This window comes from Allochromatium warmingii (genome assembly GCF_900107145.1).
Taxonomy (GTDB): domain Bacteria; phylum Pseudomonadota; class Gammaproteobacteria; order Chromatiales; family Chromatiaceae; genus Thermochromatium; species Thermochromatium warmingii.
Genome location: NZ_FNOW01000039.1, coordinates 1 through 14,858, shown reverse-complemented (window position 1 = coordinate 14,858; position 14,858 = coordinate 1). Strand labels below are relative to the sequence as shown.

Annotated in this window: 11 protein-coding genes; 7 read left to right on the top strand and 4 right to left on the bottom strand. The window is 57.3% G+C overall.

What is annotated here, in order from left to right; genetic code table 11:
• Positions 1-88: 88 nt before the first annotated feature.
• Positions 89-886, top strand: a complete 798-nt coding sequence (locus tag BLW10_RS10905; RefSeq protein WP_091334655.1) for a TatD family hydrolase — start codon at positions 89-91, stop codon at positions 884-886.
• On the opposite strand, the gene cobF is transcribed toward BLW10_RS10905, so the two are convergent.
• The 4 genes from cobF to gltB form a co-directional block, all read right to left on the bottom strand.
• Positions 883-1,659 (bottom strand): precorrin-6A synthase (deacetylating), encoded by a 777-nt coding sequence (gene cobF, locus BLW10_RS10900; RefSeq protein ID WP_091334653.1) that lies wholly within the window; start codon positions 1,657-1,659, stop codon positions 883-885. The genes BLW10_RS10905 and cobF overlap by 4 nt on opposite strands.
• 36 nt (positions 1,660-1,695) lie before the next feature.
• The gene (locus tag BLW10_RS10895) at positions 1,696-1,971 is read right to left on the bottom strand and encodes a hypothetical protein (protein ID WP_177169057.1); all 276 of its coding nucleotides are present in this window, start codon (positions 1,969-1,971) and stop codon (positions 1,696-1,698) included.
• Positions 1,972-2,276: 305 nt separating this feature from the next.
• Entirely contained in the window at positions 2,277-3,743 is a 1,467-nt protein-coding gene (locus tag BLW10_RS10890) for a glutamate synthase subunit beta (RefSeq protein ID WP_091334652.1), read from the bottom strand.
• Positions 3,736-8,391 carry a glutamate synthase large subunit gene (gene gltB / locus BLW10_RS10885; RefSeq protein ID WP_091334651.1) on the bottom strand — a complete coding sequence of 1,552 codons (4,656 nt, stop codon included), beginning with the start codon at positions 8,389-8,391 and terminating at the stop codon, positions 3,736-3,738. Before gltB ends, BLW10_RS10890 begins: the two co-directional genes overlap by 8 nt.
• Before the next feature lie 417 nt (positions 8,392-8,808).
• Here gltB and BLW10_RS10880 point away from each other — a divergent pair, with 417 nt between their 5' ends.
• From BLW10_RS10880 to BLW10_RS14025, 6 genes are all read left to right on the top strand, one after another.
• Positions 8,809-9,864 (top strand): alcohol dehydrogenase catalytic domain-containing protein, encoded by a 1,056-nt coding sequence (locus BLW10_RS10880; RefSeq protein ID WP_091334650.1) that lies wholly within the window; start codon positions 8,809-8,811, stop codon positions 9,862-9,864.
• A complete protein-coding gene (locus BLW10_RS10875; protein WP_091334648.1) occupies positions 9,861-10,811 on the top strand; it encodes a chlorophyllide a reductase iron protein subunit X in 951 nt (316 codons plus the stop codon). Before BLW10_RS10880 ends, BLW10_RS10875 begins: the two co-directional genes overlap by 4 nt.
• Positions 10,812-10,829: 18 nt before the next feature.
• The gene (bchY, locus tag BLW10_RS10870; protein WP_091334647.1) at positions 10,830-12,221 is read left to right on the top strand and encodes a chlorophyllide a reductase subunit Y; all 1,392 of its coding nucleotides are present in this window, start codon (positions 10,830-10,832) and stop codon (positions 12,219-12,221) included.
• Between the two features lie 81 nt (positions 12,222-12,302).
• Complete coding sequence (locus tag BLW10_RS10865) at positions 12,303-13,340, top strand: DNA-methyltransferase (protein WP_218139722.1); 1,038 nt, start codon at positions 12,303-12,305, stop codon at positions 13,338-13,340.
• Entirely contained in the window at positions 13,333-14,490 is a 1,158-nt protein-coding gene (locus BLW10_RS10860; RefSeq protein ID WP_091334646.1) for a hypothetical protein, read from the top strand. The genes BLW10_RS10865 and BLW10_RS10860 overlap by 8 nt, the downstream gene beginning before the upstream one ends.
• 89 nt (positions 14,491-14,579) lie before the next feature.
• Positions 14,580-14,747: a hypothetical protein gene (locus BLW10_RS14025; RefSeq protein WP_177169056.1), complete on the top strand. Its 168-nt coding sequence runs from the start codon at positions 14,580-14,582 to the stop codon at positions 14,745-14,747.
• Positions 14,748-14,858 lie beyond the last annotated feature (111 nt).

Here is a 14,858-nt window from a genome sequence, read left to right as displayed (position 1 = left end):
GCATCCTGCGAAATCTTGTTAATCCTGTCTAATTTAAATCGTTGATCTCAATAACATCTTTCCCAGAAATCGCCTTAAAAAAACACTCATGCTCATTGATTCACACTGTCATCTTGATCGCGTCGATCTCGCACCCTATGGCCAAGATTTGGGCGGTCTATTGCAAGCGTGTGCAGCGGTCGGCGTGCGCCGGATGCTCTGCGTTGGCATTGATCTGGAGGCCTATCCCGCGATGCGGCGGCTAGTCGATCCCTATTCCGAGATTGATGTCACTGTCGGTGTTCATCCCAACGAACGCGAAGGGGAAGATCCGAGCCTTGAGCGGCTGCTAGAGTTGGCCGCCGATCCGCGTGTTGTGGCGATTGGTGAGACCGGATTGGATTATTACCGTCTCGAACACGGCGATCCAGCAGTGCAGCAGGCGCGGTTTCGCACCCACATCGCCGCTGCGCGTGCTTGCGGTAAGCCATTGATTATTCACACCCGCGACGCCCGCACCGACACCCTGCGCCTGTTGCGTGAAGAAGACGCGGCGGCCGTCGGCGGCGTGCTGCATTGTTTTAGCGAGGATTGGCCGACGGCGCGTGCAGGGCTGGATCTGGGGTTTTATGTATCGTTTTCTGGGATCGTCACTTTCAAAAGCGCCGATGCGCTGCGTGAGGTGGCGCGTCAGGTGCCGCTAGATCGCCTGCTGATCGAAACCGATGCGCCCTATCTTGCCCCGGCACCGCATCGCGGCAAACCCAATGCGCCGACCTATCTACCGCTGATTGCTGCCTGTGTCGCTGAGGTGCGCGGCATGACGGTTGAGCACCTGTCCGCAGTCATCGCCGAAAATTATCAACGCTTATTTGCGCGTGATGCGTGGCGCTCGGGCGCGGTTTAAGACGCCTCGTCGTCGCGGCGACGGCGGAGCAAATAAATATCCAGCAGCCAGCCTTTGGCTTCACGGACACGGGCTTTTGTCTGTAAGAGTTCGTCGCACACGCTATCGACCGGCCCGGAGATCAGCACCTCATCAGCGCAGCCCAGATAGCCGCCCCAGTAGACATCCATGTTTTGATCGGTGAACCGCTGAAACGAAGCGTTGTAATCGAGCATCACGACCGCGTTATCGATCTCCGATGGATCGCAGTGCTCGACATGACGACCCGTGGTGATGGTGATGGACTCGCCGACGCGATTGAGCGGAATCTTGTGCTTGGCCGTCAGCACCTGCACCGAAGTGATGCCGGGGATGATCTCAAATTCCAACGCCCCGGCCGCTGCTTCGGCTAACTCAGCGATCATGGTCACGGTTTGATCGTAGAGCGCCGGATCGCCCCACAGCAGCAGCCCGCCGGTTTGTCCGTCCGCTAATTCTTCAGCGAGGAGATGGGCGAAGAGTTCTCGCTTCGTGTTATGCCATGCCCGCACTGTTTCCTGATAGCCGTCGGGCAGGGTGCGCCGCTCGGGGCTGGTCGCCGTCACCACACGATACCCGCTATCGCCGAGATAGTGTTTCAAGATGGCATGACGCATCTGAAGCAATTCGTGTTTGCCGCGCCCGTCCTTTTCCAGCATAAAAAACACATCGACCCGCTTCAGCGTTTCAATAGCTTGAACGGTCAAATAGTCCGGGCTGCCTGGCCCCATGCCGATTAAATACAGTTTTTTCACGTTATATTTCGTATTTTATAGTGTGTTTAAATTCTACTAAGTCATTGCTTTGTATTCTGTCAAGTCCCTGCAGATTACAAACTTTACTTCTTGAAGCGTTCGGGGCGCTGAATCCGTACCCATCAGCTGCATTTTGAATTTGGTTAAAATAGGATAACCCTTAACTTTATCCATTTCGGCTTGTTGTGCGCGATCGGCGTCAGAATTGGCCAACAGACCATCTGGGCCAGATAGACTCATTAAATCGGTATAACGCTCCAATTCTTTTAAATCTACCTCTTCAGTCGCCCAAATTTCCTGCTCAATATCCATCATGCCGGTTTTAGTGACGCGATATTTAGGACAATTCCAGCCATTGATTGAAAAAAATATGGGGTCATGTTCCGATTGGTACAGGTCTATTACAATACTTCATTTCGGTTGAATTAAAATGCTTGATAAATCTATTTTCCTATAAACTAGGGCACTACTCGTAAGTGTTCATCGAATTAAACAAATCAAACCGTCGTTTGACAGCTTTTTTAAACCGCAAAGGCGCAAAGAACACAAAGATTTTTTAAAAAATAGATTCTTAAAAAATTTAAATTCTTCGCGTTCTTTGCGCCTCCCCTAAAAAACTAACGCGGCAAATCCGACCGCCCCATCAGCCACTGATCGACGGCCCGCGCACACTGCCGTCCTTCACGTATCGCCCACACCACCAGCGATTGACCGCGCCGCATATCGCCTGCGCAGAACACGCCGTCAACACTCGTTTTGTAAGCATCCGTGCCCTCGGTGGTGCCCTGAACATTGCCGCGTCCGTCGAGCTTTAAGCCCGACTCGCGCTCTAACTGTTCCAGCATTCCGGTGCGCACCGGATGCACAAAACCCATCGCCAACAGCACCAGATCGGCCTTGAGTTCGCCTTCGCTGCCCGGCACTTCTTCCATGCGCCAGCGGCCTTCGGCGTCCTGTTCCCAGCGCACCAGACAGTATTTCACTGCTTTGACGCGCCCGTGCTCGTCGCCGATAAACGCTTTGGTCGCAACATTCCACATCCGCGCACAGCCTTCTTCCTGTGAACTTGATGTGCGCATCCGATTCGGCCAATTCGGCCAGGTCAGCAGCTTGTTTTCTTTCTCTGGCGGGCGGTCGAGAATCTCAATCTGCGTCACCGCCGCCGCCCCATGCCGATTCGAGGTGCCGATACAATCCGAGCCGGTATCACCGCCGCCGATCACCAGCACCTGTTTGCCTTGCGCACTGATGAAGTCCTCATCCGGCACATAGGAACCCTGCACGCGCTGACTGTTGCGGCGCAAGAAATCCATCGCAAAATGAATCCCGTGCAGCTCGCGCCCCGGCACCGGTAGATCACGCGGCTGTTCTGAACCACCGGCCAATACCAGCGCGTCATATTCAGCCCGCAACGCGCTGACCGGCACATCAACCCCAACATGGGAATTGGTGTGGAACTCGACGCCCTCGGTGCGCATCTGCGCCATGCGCCGGTCAATCAGCGACTTGTTTAACTTAAAGTCGGGAATGCCATAGCGCAGCAATCCGCCGATGCGGTCGGCTTTCTCATAGATCGCCACCTGATGCCCAGCACGCGCCAACTGTTGCGCACAGGCCAATCCCGATGGCCCCGAACCGACGATGGCGACGCGCTTGCCGCTGCGCCGTTCCGGTACCTGCGGCTTGATCCAACCTTCGGCCCACGCCCGATCCACAATCGCGCACTCGATGGTTTTGATCGTCACAGGGCTGTCATCGATGTTGAGCGTGCAGGACGCCTCACAGGGCGCGGGACAGATGCGCCCGGTAAACTCGGGGAAATTATTGGTCGAGTGCAGCACGTCAATCGCTGCCTGCCAATCGCCGCGATACACCAGATCATTCCAATCGGGAATGATGTTGTTGACCGGACACCCCTGATGACAGAACGGAATGCCGCAATCCATGCAGCGTGCCCCCTGTTGGCGCAGTTCCGGCTCGGCAAGCGGGATGACAAATTCGTCGTAATGCACCACCCGATCCCCCGCCGGCGCATAGCGGCGGTCACGACGGGCGTATTCCATAAAACCGGTTGGCTTACCCATGTTCGGCAATCCCCTTCAAAGGCTTGTTAGTGCGCGGCGGACGGCTTTGATTGGCCTGCATCTCCTGTAAGGCACGGCGATAATCAACCGGCATCACCTTGACGAATTTGGGCAGATAGCCGGCCCAGTCATCGAGAATGCGCCGCGCTACCTCGGAATCCGTGTATTCCCAATGGCGCTCGATCAACAGCTTCAGCCGCCGCGCATCATGGCGCGTCATATCGCGGGTGATATCCACGCGGCCATGCGGTTCCAGATCGTCGCTCGGATACCCGTTGACCTCTAGCGCCGCCGCGTCCTCGGCGATTGGCTCCAGCTCGACCATCGCCAGATTGCAGCGGTCGGCAAAATCGCCCGCTTCATCCAGTACATAGGCCACGCCGCCCGACATGCCCGCCGCGAAGTTACGTCCGGTCGGCCCGAGCACGACGGTGATGCCGCCGGTCATGTATTCGCAGCCATGATCGCCGACACCTTCGACGACAGCGGTGGCACCGGAGTTGCGCACACAGAAGCGTTCACCGGCCACGCCTCGGAAGAAGCATTCGCCGGTAATCGCGCCATAGAGCACGGTATTGCCGACAATGATGTTGTCTTCGGCGCGACCGATGGCCGATTCAGCCGGCGGATAGATGACAATGCGCCCGCCGGAGAGTCCCTTGCCGACGTAATCATTGCCTTCGCCTTCCAGCTCCAGCGTCACGCCCCGCGCCAGCCACGCGCCGAGCGATTGCCCAGCGGTGCCCTTAGCCTTGATGTGAATGCTGTCGTCCGGCAATCCGGCATGACCGTACCGCTCGGCGATCCGCCCCGAGAGCAGCGCCCCGCAGGTGCGGTTAAAGTTCTTGATCGGCGTTTCAATGCGCACCGGCTCGCCGCGTTCGAGCGCCGGAGCCGCTTGCCGGATCAATTCGTGATCGAGCGCCTTGTCGAGTCCGTGATCTTGCAGTTCACAGTGACGAATTGCGACCTCAGCCGGTACCTGCGGTCGCGCCAGCAGGCGGCTGTAATCCAAGCCTTGCGCCTTCCAATGGTCAATGGCGCGGCGCATTTCCAGCCGATCCGATTGGCCGATCATTTCATCGAGCGTGCGGAAGCCGAGTTTGGCCATCAAGCGCCGCACTTCTTCCGCGACGAAGAAGAAATAATTGATGACATATTCCGGCTTGCCGCTGAACTTCTTGCGCAATTCGGGATCTTGCGTCGCCACCCCGACTGGACAGGTGTTCAAATGACACTTGCGCATCATGATGCAGCCTTCGACGATCAGCGGCGCGGTGGCAAAGCCGAACTCATCCGCACCGAGCAGCGCCCCAATCACCACATCACGTCCGGTGCGCAGTCCACCATCAACCTGCACCACAATCCGCCCGCGCAGCCGATTGAGCACCAGCGTCTGATGCGTCTCAGCCAAGCCAATTTCCCAAGGTGATCCCGCGTGCTTGATCGAGGTCAGCGGACTTGCGCCGGTACCGCCGTCATAGCCGGAGATGGTCACATGATCGGCATGGGCTTTCGACACGCCCGCCGCGACCGTACCGACGCCGATTTCGGACACCAGCTTGACTGAAATCCGCGCTTTGGGATTCACGTTTTTCAGGTCGTGAATCAACTGCGCCAAATCTTCAATCGAATAAATATCATGATGCGGCGGCGGTGAAATCAGCCCGACGCCCGGCGTTGAATGGCGCACGCGGGCAATCTGCGCATTGACCTTATGTCCGGGCAACTGACCGCCCTCGCCGGGCTTGGCACCTTGCGCAATCTTGATCTGAATATCATCGGCATTAACCAGATATTCGGTGGTCACGCCAAAGCGTCCCGAGGCCACCTGCTTGATCGCCGAGCGTTCGGGATTCATTGAGCCATCCGGCAGCGGATTAAACCGCTCCGGCTCTTCGCCGCCCTCGCCAGTATTGGATTTTGCACCAATAGCATTCATCGCTTTGGCCAGCGTCGAATGCGCCTCATAGCTGATTGAGCCGAACGACATCGCGCCCGTGACAAAGCGTTTAACAATTTCGCTCGCCGGTTCAACTTCTTCGAGCGGAATCGGCGTTTCGGCGAATTTGAAATCCATCAGCCCGCGCAGCGTCAACAGCCGCTCGCTCTGCTCATCGATCAAGCGCGAGAACTCGCCAAAAGTCTTGGCATCATTGGCGCGGGTGGCGTGCTGGAGTTTGGAGATCGTCTCCGGTGTCCAGATATGATCCTCGCCGCGCACGCGATAGGCATAATCGCCGCCGACATCGAGATGTTGGCTAAAAATCTGCTCATTGCCATAGGCTTGACGATGCCAACGCACCGCTTCCTCGGCAATTTCGCGCAAGCCAACCCCTTCAATGCGGCTGTGAGTGCCGGTGAAATAGCGATCAATCAGGCTGTGATTGAGGCCAATCGCATCGAAAATCTGCGCCCCGCAATAGGATTGAAAGGTCGAAATGCCCATTTTGGACATGACCTTTAATAAGCCCTTACCGACCGCTTTGATATAACGATATTGCGCCTGCTCAAAGGTCAGCGCCTCGGGCAGACGCGGCAGCAGCGATTCGATGGTATCGAACGCGAGATAGGGATTGATCGCCTCTGCGCCATACCCGGCGAGGGTGGCGAAGTGATGGACTTCGAGCGCCGCGCCGGTCTCGACCACTAAGCCGGAACTGGTGCGCAGTCCGCGCCGGATCAAATGATGATGCACGGCTGAGGTCGCCAACAGTGCCGGAATGGCGATGTTGTCGCGGTTGGTATTGCGATCCGACAGAATCAGGATGTTATGTCCAGCCAGCACCGCCGCTTCAGCTTCCAGACACAGCCGCTCTAACGCCGCTTCCAATCCGGCCGCGCCCTCGCTGGCGGCATAGACCATGTACAGATTTTTGGTGCGGAAAGCCCCGCCCGAGTTGTCCTCGATATGGCGCACGCGCTCCAAATCCTGATTGGTCAGGATCGGCTGACTGACTTCGAGCCGCCAATGCTTGCCCGCTTCGTTGATGCCGAGCAGATTTGGGCGCGGCCCAATCAGCGACACCAGCGACATCACCAGCTCTTCACGGATCGGATCAATCGGCGGATTGGTGACCTGGGCAAAATTCTGCTTAAAGTAGGTTGACAGATGCTTGGCGCGACTGGACAGCACCGAGGGCGGATTATCCGCACCCATCGAGCCAATGGCTTCCTGACCGGTCAGCACCATCGGCGTCAATAGGAATTTAATATCTTCTTGGGTGTAACCGAACGCCTGTTGCGCATCGAGCAGGGTTTCAGCATCCGGGGCCATCGGTGCAACATCGGTCGGCAGTTCATCGAGATGAATCTGCGTCTTAGCCAGCCATTCACGATACGGATGTGCAGTCGAGAGCTGGGCTTTGATCTCGGCATCGTCGATGATGCGGCCCTGTTGCAGATCAATCAGGAACATCTTGCCCGGCTGCAAGCGCCATTTTTTGATGATGCGCTCCTCGGCAATATCGAGCACGCCCATCTCGGAAGCCATGATGACCAGATCATCATTGGTCACGATGTAACGCGCCGGACGCAGACCGTTGCGGTCGAGGGTCGCGCCGATCTGCCGGCCATCGGTGAAGGCAACGGCGGCCGGGCCATCCCAGGGTTCCATCAGCGCCGCGTGATATTCGTAAAAGGCGCGGCGTTGCGCGTCCATCTGCTTATTGCCGGCCCAGGCTTCGGGAATCAGGATCATCATGGCGTGCGCGAGCGAATAGCCGCCCATCACCAAGAGTTCGAGCGCGTTATCAAAACAGGCTGAATCTGACTGCCCTTCGGGAATCAGCGGCCAGATTGAATCGAGATCCGCGCCGAGAATTTCCGAGCGCATGGTATGCCGCCGCGCCGCCATCCAATTGACATTACCGCGCAGGGTGTTGATCTCCCCGTTATGGCAGATCATGCGGAACGGCTGCGCCAGATCCCAAGTTGGGAAGGTGTTAGTCGAAAACCGCTGATGCACCAGCGCCAGCGCCGAGACAAAGCGTTCGTCACGCAGATCGAGGTAATACTTGCCGACCTGATCGGCCAGCAGCATCCCCTTGTAATTGATCGTGCGCGAGGACATCGACACCACGTAATAGGCGGTCTTATCGAAGCCAGCGGCGCGAATCTCGTTATCCATGCGCTTGCGGATGACAAACAGCCGCCGCTCGAAGCAGTCTTGATCGGCGCAGTTCTCACCGCGTGCGATAAACACCTGTCGCACCATCGGTTCTGAGGGCAGCACGCTGTGTCCCAGATCGCGGTTATCGACCGGCACATCACGCCAACCGAGCACGCGCTGACCACCTTCGGTCAAGCGGCGCTCGACCGTCTCGATCATCTGGGCGCGAGCATCGGCAGCACGCGGCAAAAACACCATGCCGACGCCATACTCGCCGAGTGGCGGCAGCGCAAAATCGAGCACAGCGCGGAAAAACGCATCGGGAAGCTGCACCAAGATGCCCGCGCCATCACCGGCTTTGGGATCGGCCCCGACCGCGCCGCGATGGTGCAGCCGCTCCAAGATTTCCAAACCCTGTTGGACAATCGCATGGCTGGCGTGATTTTTGATGTGACAGACGAAGCCGACGCCGCAAGCGTCGCGCTCAAGGGTTGGGTCATAGAGACCCTGTGCGGGTGGTAGGGCACGAAGGCTCATCGCTGACCTCGTTTGATACCTGGGATGAAAGGATGCCGATCTGGAAGCGATTGGAATGCGGGGTCTGTCTTGGCCGCTGAGGTTTCGGGGGTGACCGAAGCCGCTCGATCCAGGGTGATCAGACTTCAGCGAACAGGCTGAGAAGACGCCGCCAGATGGGCGCTCGGATCGGACGGATCCTTAAGAACCTGAACGGGTTGAAATCGAGAACCGTGAATCATAACCCTGTTGCATTGGTCATGCCAGTGTTCTGGTGGTCAGCTTTCAGCGTTTTTCCGCGTTTTCAGCGGCCAAAAAAAAGAACTCTATCAAACACGCCGCTGACAACAGCGGTAGTTTTCGACTCGAACGCAACTTCCGCTAAACTGTCCGATCCTGCCGATTTAACCTGTCCGAGAGAGCGTCTTGAATCCAGATATGCCGAATCTCGAAGCCCTGGCCGTCGTCCTCGAAGCACCCGAACGGCTGGCGCTGCACCGCTTGCCGCTCACCGCGCCCGAAGCCGGCGATGTCGTCGTTGATATGGAATGGAGCGGCATCAGCACCGGCACCGAACGCCTGCTGTGGTCGGGCACCATGCCGCCGTTCCCCGGGATGGGCTATCCGCTGGTGCCCGGCTATGAATCCGTCGGGCGCGTCAGCTATGCTGGGCCGGACTCCGGTCTTGAAATCGGGCAGCGCGTCTTTGTGCCCGGTGCCCGCTGTTACGGCGAGGTGCGCGGACTGTTCGGCGGCGCGGCCTCACGGGTTGTCGTCCCCGGAGCACGCTTGTTGCCGGTACCCGAATCACTCGGCGAGCAAGGCGTATTGCTGGCGCTGGCCGCAACCGCGTATCACGCCATCGCCGCACCCGCAACCAGCACGCCGGCTCATGCTGCGCTGCGCCGTGAAGCCGGTGCCGAAGCCGATCCCACCACACCGCACACCGCTGCCGCGACCGCGACGCCGCACGCTGCGCCGCATATCGAACTGATCGTCGGTCATGGCGTACTCGGGCGACTGCTGGCACGCATCGCCGCGCTCGGCACAGGTACGCGCCCGGTCGTCTGGGAAACCAATCCGGTGCGTCACAGCGGAGCCGAGGGTTTCGGCTATGACGTGATGCTCCCCGATGACGACCCGCGCCGCGACTATCGCACCATCTGCGATATGAGCGGCGATGCCAACATTCTCGACAGCCTCGTTGCTCGGCTGGCACGAGGCGGTGAAATCGTGCTCGGCGGCTTTTATCACGCGCCGGTCAGCTTCACCTTTCCACCGGCATTTATGCGCGAAGCCCGCTTTCGCATCGCCGCTGAATTTCAGCCGTCCGATCTGGCGGCGGTGCGCGATCTGCTCGACGCGGGCCAACTCTCACTCGACGCACTGATCACCCATTGCGTTCCCGCGACCGAGGCCGATGCCGCCTATCGCACCGCCTTCGGTGATCCGAGCTGCCTGAAGATGATCCTTGATTGGAGAACCATTGCGTGACTGTATCCGTCAACCTCCCCACGCCAAGCGCCCCGGCGCTCAAGCAAACCCAGATCATCGCCATCTATGGTAAGGGCGGCATCGGCAAGAGCTTCACGCTCGCCAATCTGTCCTACATGATGGCGCAACAGGGCAAGAAGGTGCTCCTGATCGGCTGCGATCCCAAGAGCGACACCGCCACGCTGCTGTTCGGTGGGCGCAACTGCCCGACCATCCTCGGCGTTTCCAGCGAGAAGAAAAAAGCCGGTGAGCAAGTCGCCATCAGCGACATCTGTTTTAAGCGCGACGGCGTGTTTGCGATGGAACTCGGCGGCCCCGAGGTCGGGCGCGGTTGCGGCGGGCGCGGCATTATTCACGGCTTCGAGCTGCTGGAAGGGTTGGGCTTCCATGAGTGGGATTTTGATTATGTCCTGCTCGACTTTTTGGGCGATGTGGTCTGCGGCGGCTTCGGGCTGCCGATTGCCCGCGATCTGTGCCAAAAAGTCATCATCGTCGGCTCGAACGATCTGCAATCGCTCTATGTCGCCAATAACGTCTGTTCGGCGGTCGAATATTTCCGAGGACTGGGCGGCAATGTCGGCGTGGCCGGCATGGTGATTAACAAAGACGACGGCACCGGCGAGGCGCAGGCATTTGCGGCGGCGGCTGGGATTCCGATTCTCGCCACCATTCCGGCGCATGAAGAGATCCGGCGCAAGAGTGCCAACTACGAGATCATCGGGCGTCCTGATGGTGATTGGGGGCCGTTGTTTGCCGAACTCGCCACCCATGTCGCTGAAGCGCCGCCGGTACGTCCCAAGCCACTGGCGCATGAGGCGCTGCTCGATCTGTTCAAGGGCGATCAAGTCGGGCGGCATGTGGTGCTGGAGCCAGCACGTCCTGAGGATATGTGCGACATCGCGGCCAGCGTCAAGCCGTCGCTTGAAGTCATCTACGACGACGCTTGATCTGGGGAGGGACAGTCGATGGTTCAGGAATCTTCTACTCGATGCGCGACAGCGACAGCGACCGCGCCGTCGCGTGGCCCACACGATCAACCGCAAACCATGTGCCCAGCATTTGGCGCGTTGCGCGTCGGCTTGCGAATGCGCCGCACGGCAATGGTGCTGGTCGGCTCGGGCTGCTGCGTCTATGGGCTGAGTTTTACCGCGCATTTTTATGGCGCACGGCGCTCGATTGGCTATGTGCCGTTTGACTCGGAATCGCTGGTTTCGGGGCGGCTGTTCGAGGATGCACGCGAAGCGGTGCTCAAGCTCGCCGATCCAGACAAGCTCGATACCATCGTGGCGATCAATCTGTGCGTGCCGACGGCCTCGGGCGTGCCGTTGCGACTGCTGCCCAAAGAGTTAAACGGGGTGCGGATTCTCGGCATTGATGTGCCTGGATTCGGGACGCCGACCCATGCCGAGGCGAAGGATGTGCTGGCTGGGGCGATGCTCCAGTATGCGCGTCTGGAAGCCGAACAGGGGCCAGTGCAGGCACCACGCGGCGGGCGCAGTGAGCGTCCGACCGTGACGCTGTTAGGCGAGATGTTCCCCGCCGATCCGGTCGGGATTGGGATGATGCTCGATCCACTGGGGCTGGCGGTTGGGCCGGTGGTGCCGACCCGCGAATGGCGTGAGCTGTATGCGGCGCTCGATTGTGCGGCGGCGGCGGCGATCCATCCGCAGTATCAGGCCAGTGCGCGTGAGTTTGCGGCGGCGGGGCGGCCGGTGGTCGGATCAGCTCCGGTCGGGCGCGATGGGACGGCGGCTTGGTTGGATGCGATTGGGCAGGCGTGCGGGATTGCGCAGGATCAGGTTGACGCGGCGAAGAATAAATTTTTGCCTGCGATCAGCGGGGCACTGGCGGCGATGCCGATCAAGGGGCGGGTGATCGTCTCGGGTTATGAGGGATCGGAGTTGCTGGTGGCGCGGTTGCTGATCGAGTCGGGGGCGACGGTGCCCTATGTCGGGACGGCCTGTCCGCGCACGCCCTGGAATGAGGCGGATCTGGCGTGGTTGGAGGAGCGTGGGGTGCCGGTGCAGTTCCGTGCGTCGCTGGAGCAGGATCTAGCGGCGGTCGCGTCGCTGGAGCCGGATTTGGCAATCGGGACGACGCCTGTGGTTCAGGCGGCGAAGGAGCGGCAGATTCCGGCGCTGTATTTCACGAATCTGATTTCGGCGCGGCCGTTGATGGGGCCGGCGGGGGCGGGGTCGTTGGCGCAGGTCATCAATGCGGCGCTGGCGAATAAGGAGCGGTTTGCCACCATGCGGGCGTTTTTCGCGGGCGTGGGGGAAGGCGAGACTAGCGGGGTTTGGCCGGTGATGCCGTTTAAGCGTGGGACGGCTGGGCGTGCGGCGGTTAAATCGGTGTAGTTGCAAATTGAGAGATAGGACGCTTGTCGTGATGCACAATTTCGTTGACTAGACTTCGAGCGGTTTAGCTGACGAGATTGTGTGAGCAAGCTAAATATACTGTTAGCCCTCAAGGGGATTGAAGAACCGATTATGAAGACACGCGCACCACGAAACAGAACGCTGACATGCACAGAGGATGAAGTAAATGCCTTCTCTTCTGATCTCTTGCAATTGTCAAATCCTGCCGTTGTGGATGACGTAACAGGCCGCGTCATCAACCAGGACTTTAGTGATGCCGTTCCGTTGCTACCTCGCTCCTTTGTGGATTTGCTAATCCTTGATCCACCCTACAACCTGACAAAAAACTTTAACGGACACGTGTTTCGAGCCAAAGAAGCCGAGGAGTATGCCTCATGGTTCGAAGACATGTTGTCAGCTATGCTTCCGCTGCTAACCTCCAGAGCTTCTGTATACGTTTGTAGTGATTGGCAGACATCAACGCTGATCTTTCCAGTTCTTGACCGGCATCTCCATGTTCGCAACAGGGTCACATGGGAACGCGAGAAAGGTCGAGGCGCGAAGGCGAACTGGAAAAACAACACAGAGGACATCTGGTTTTGCACAATTGGCGAAGAGTACACCTTCAATGTGGATTCAGTGAAACTCAAGCGAAAGGTCATTGCTCCATATCGGGAGAACGACGGCAAACCGAAGGATTGGGAGGAGTCAAACAACGGCAAATACAGGCTTACTCATCCATCAAATGTGTGGACTGACATAACAATACCCTTCTGGTCTATGCCGGAAAACACTGACCATCCCACCCAGAAGCCAGAGAAACTGATAGCGAAACTGGTTCTCGCAAGCTCATTGCCTGGCGATCTCGTATTCGATCCTTTTCTCGGAAGTGGTACAACGGCGGTTGTCGCGACCAAACTTGGACGGCTATTTTGCGGTATCGAACTGAACAAGGAGTATTGCTGCTGGACGCTTAAACGGCTTCAAGCCGCCAAATCAGACCCTACCATACAGGGGTATTCTGACGGTGTGTTTTGGGAGAGAAACAGTCTCAGCGACCAGAAACCATCTCAGACAAAACCAGCCAACGGAGAAACGATGAGGCTTTTCGATGTATGAACCACTCGCAGCGCTCACCGAATTGATCCGAGACAATAACGGCATCAATGATAAGGCACGGCTCGCCAAAATCGTAGCGGACAGGTTCGGCCTGACAAAGGATCGATCCGTTTACTACTGTGCTGACTATGCAATCCGGTTCAGCTCGTCATCTTCCAGAAATTTTGGGAATACAATTCTATCGCTATCCAACCTGCGCAAGTATGACGACCGGCCGTTTATCGTCTGTCTTGTTACACCCGCACAGAACTTCTTACTTATCGCAAACACGACGTTCCTGAAGAAGATAAGTCACAGCTCGCAAGAACTCCGGGAAAATAACATCCGAGGGAGTTTTAACGGCTCCGATATTATGCGAGAGTTCGAGGGAATTGAGAATTGCGCTGAGAACATCGTACGTCTATTTGATATTCATGCGGGGATTGGATTCGAGGACAATCTTCCCCGACTTGTCGAAGCAACGAATAACATCTCACCGTCTGGGGTCAAATTCGGCGTAGACGATGCTGCCCGCAACAACATTTTGTCATCACCGAGTCGCGCCCTTCGCTTTGTTGCGTCGCAGGATGCCTCAGCGCTGAAATCCGAACTGGACGCCAAAGTAGCCAAGTACAGGAATGAAATACTCTTGGCAGCGCTTATCGAGAACGTCAACGTTCGTGGTCGTATTATCGAGTATCTCATAGCGGGGGACGACGAAGGGCTGCGCCAGCGTCTCATTGCCGCGCTCAAGTCAGGAGAAAACGGCCTTCCGGCATTTAAGACAGACAACGCCCTTAGCGATTATCAGCGGCAGTTCGAGGCATACGATACAGAAACCGATGTCAAGACGAAGATCATGATACTGAACTCGAATCCGAAAGCGTACAACCTCGACAAGATGCTTCAGTTCCTTGCCAGTGACCGCTCTGTATTCATGTTCTACTTCGTCGGTGTGGACCCTGGGAAAATTGTGAACACAGTACTTGTTTCCATGTTTCAAAGTGATCTGCTAGAAGCAACGATCCTTTTGCGCCATTGGGCAGGACGAAATTCGAGAGGAGTGTCACAATTCGAAGGAAGAGCGATTAACGATCTTATCGAGAAGCCAAGTATCGAGATAGATGAGCCGAAGGCTATAGGATTCCTTGAACGAGTCATTGCACTGTAGAGGAAAAAAGGTTCCAGGCTCGAATTTTTTAGAGCGCATAGCTAGTACCGCGCACCCCAAATAGCCCGGACAATTTACGCCACTAGCGGGTGGCCGATGTAAGTCCAGCGAAACGGCTTGGCGAGAGTTTGGTTGAAGAAGTCGATGAAGTCGAGGAGGCGCTGCTTGAGTTCGTCAGTGGAGGCAAAGCGTCCGCGCTTGAGCAGTCGGCGGGTGCAATTAAACGGGTCCAATTAAACGGGTCAGGTTCGGTTTAATTTTTAAGACCGAATCTATAGTTAATTGCTTAAGTCTCTATAAGAATCCAGGGAATAAATTGCTCAATCCAAGATTGAGCAAAACTTAATTTATAGCTAAGATTTCGCCAT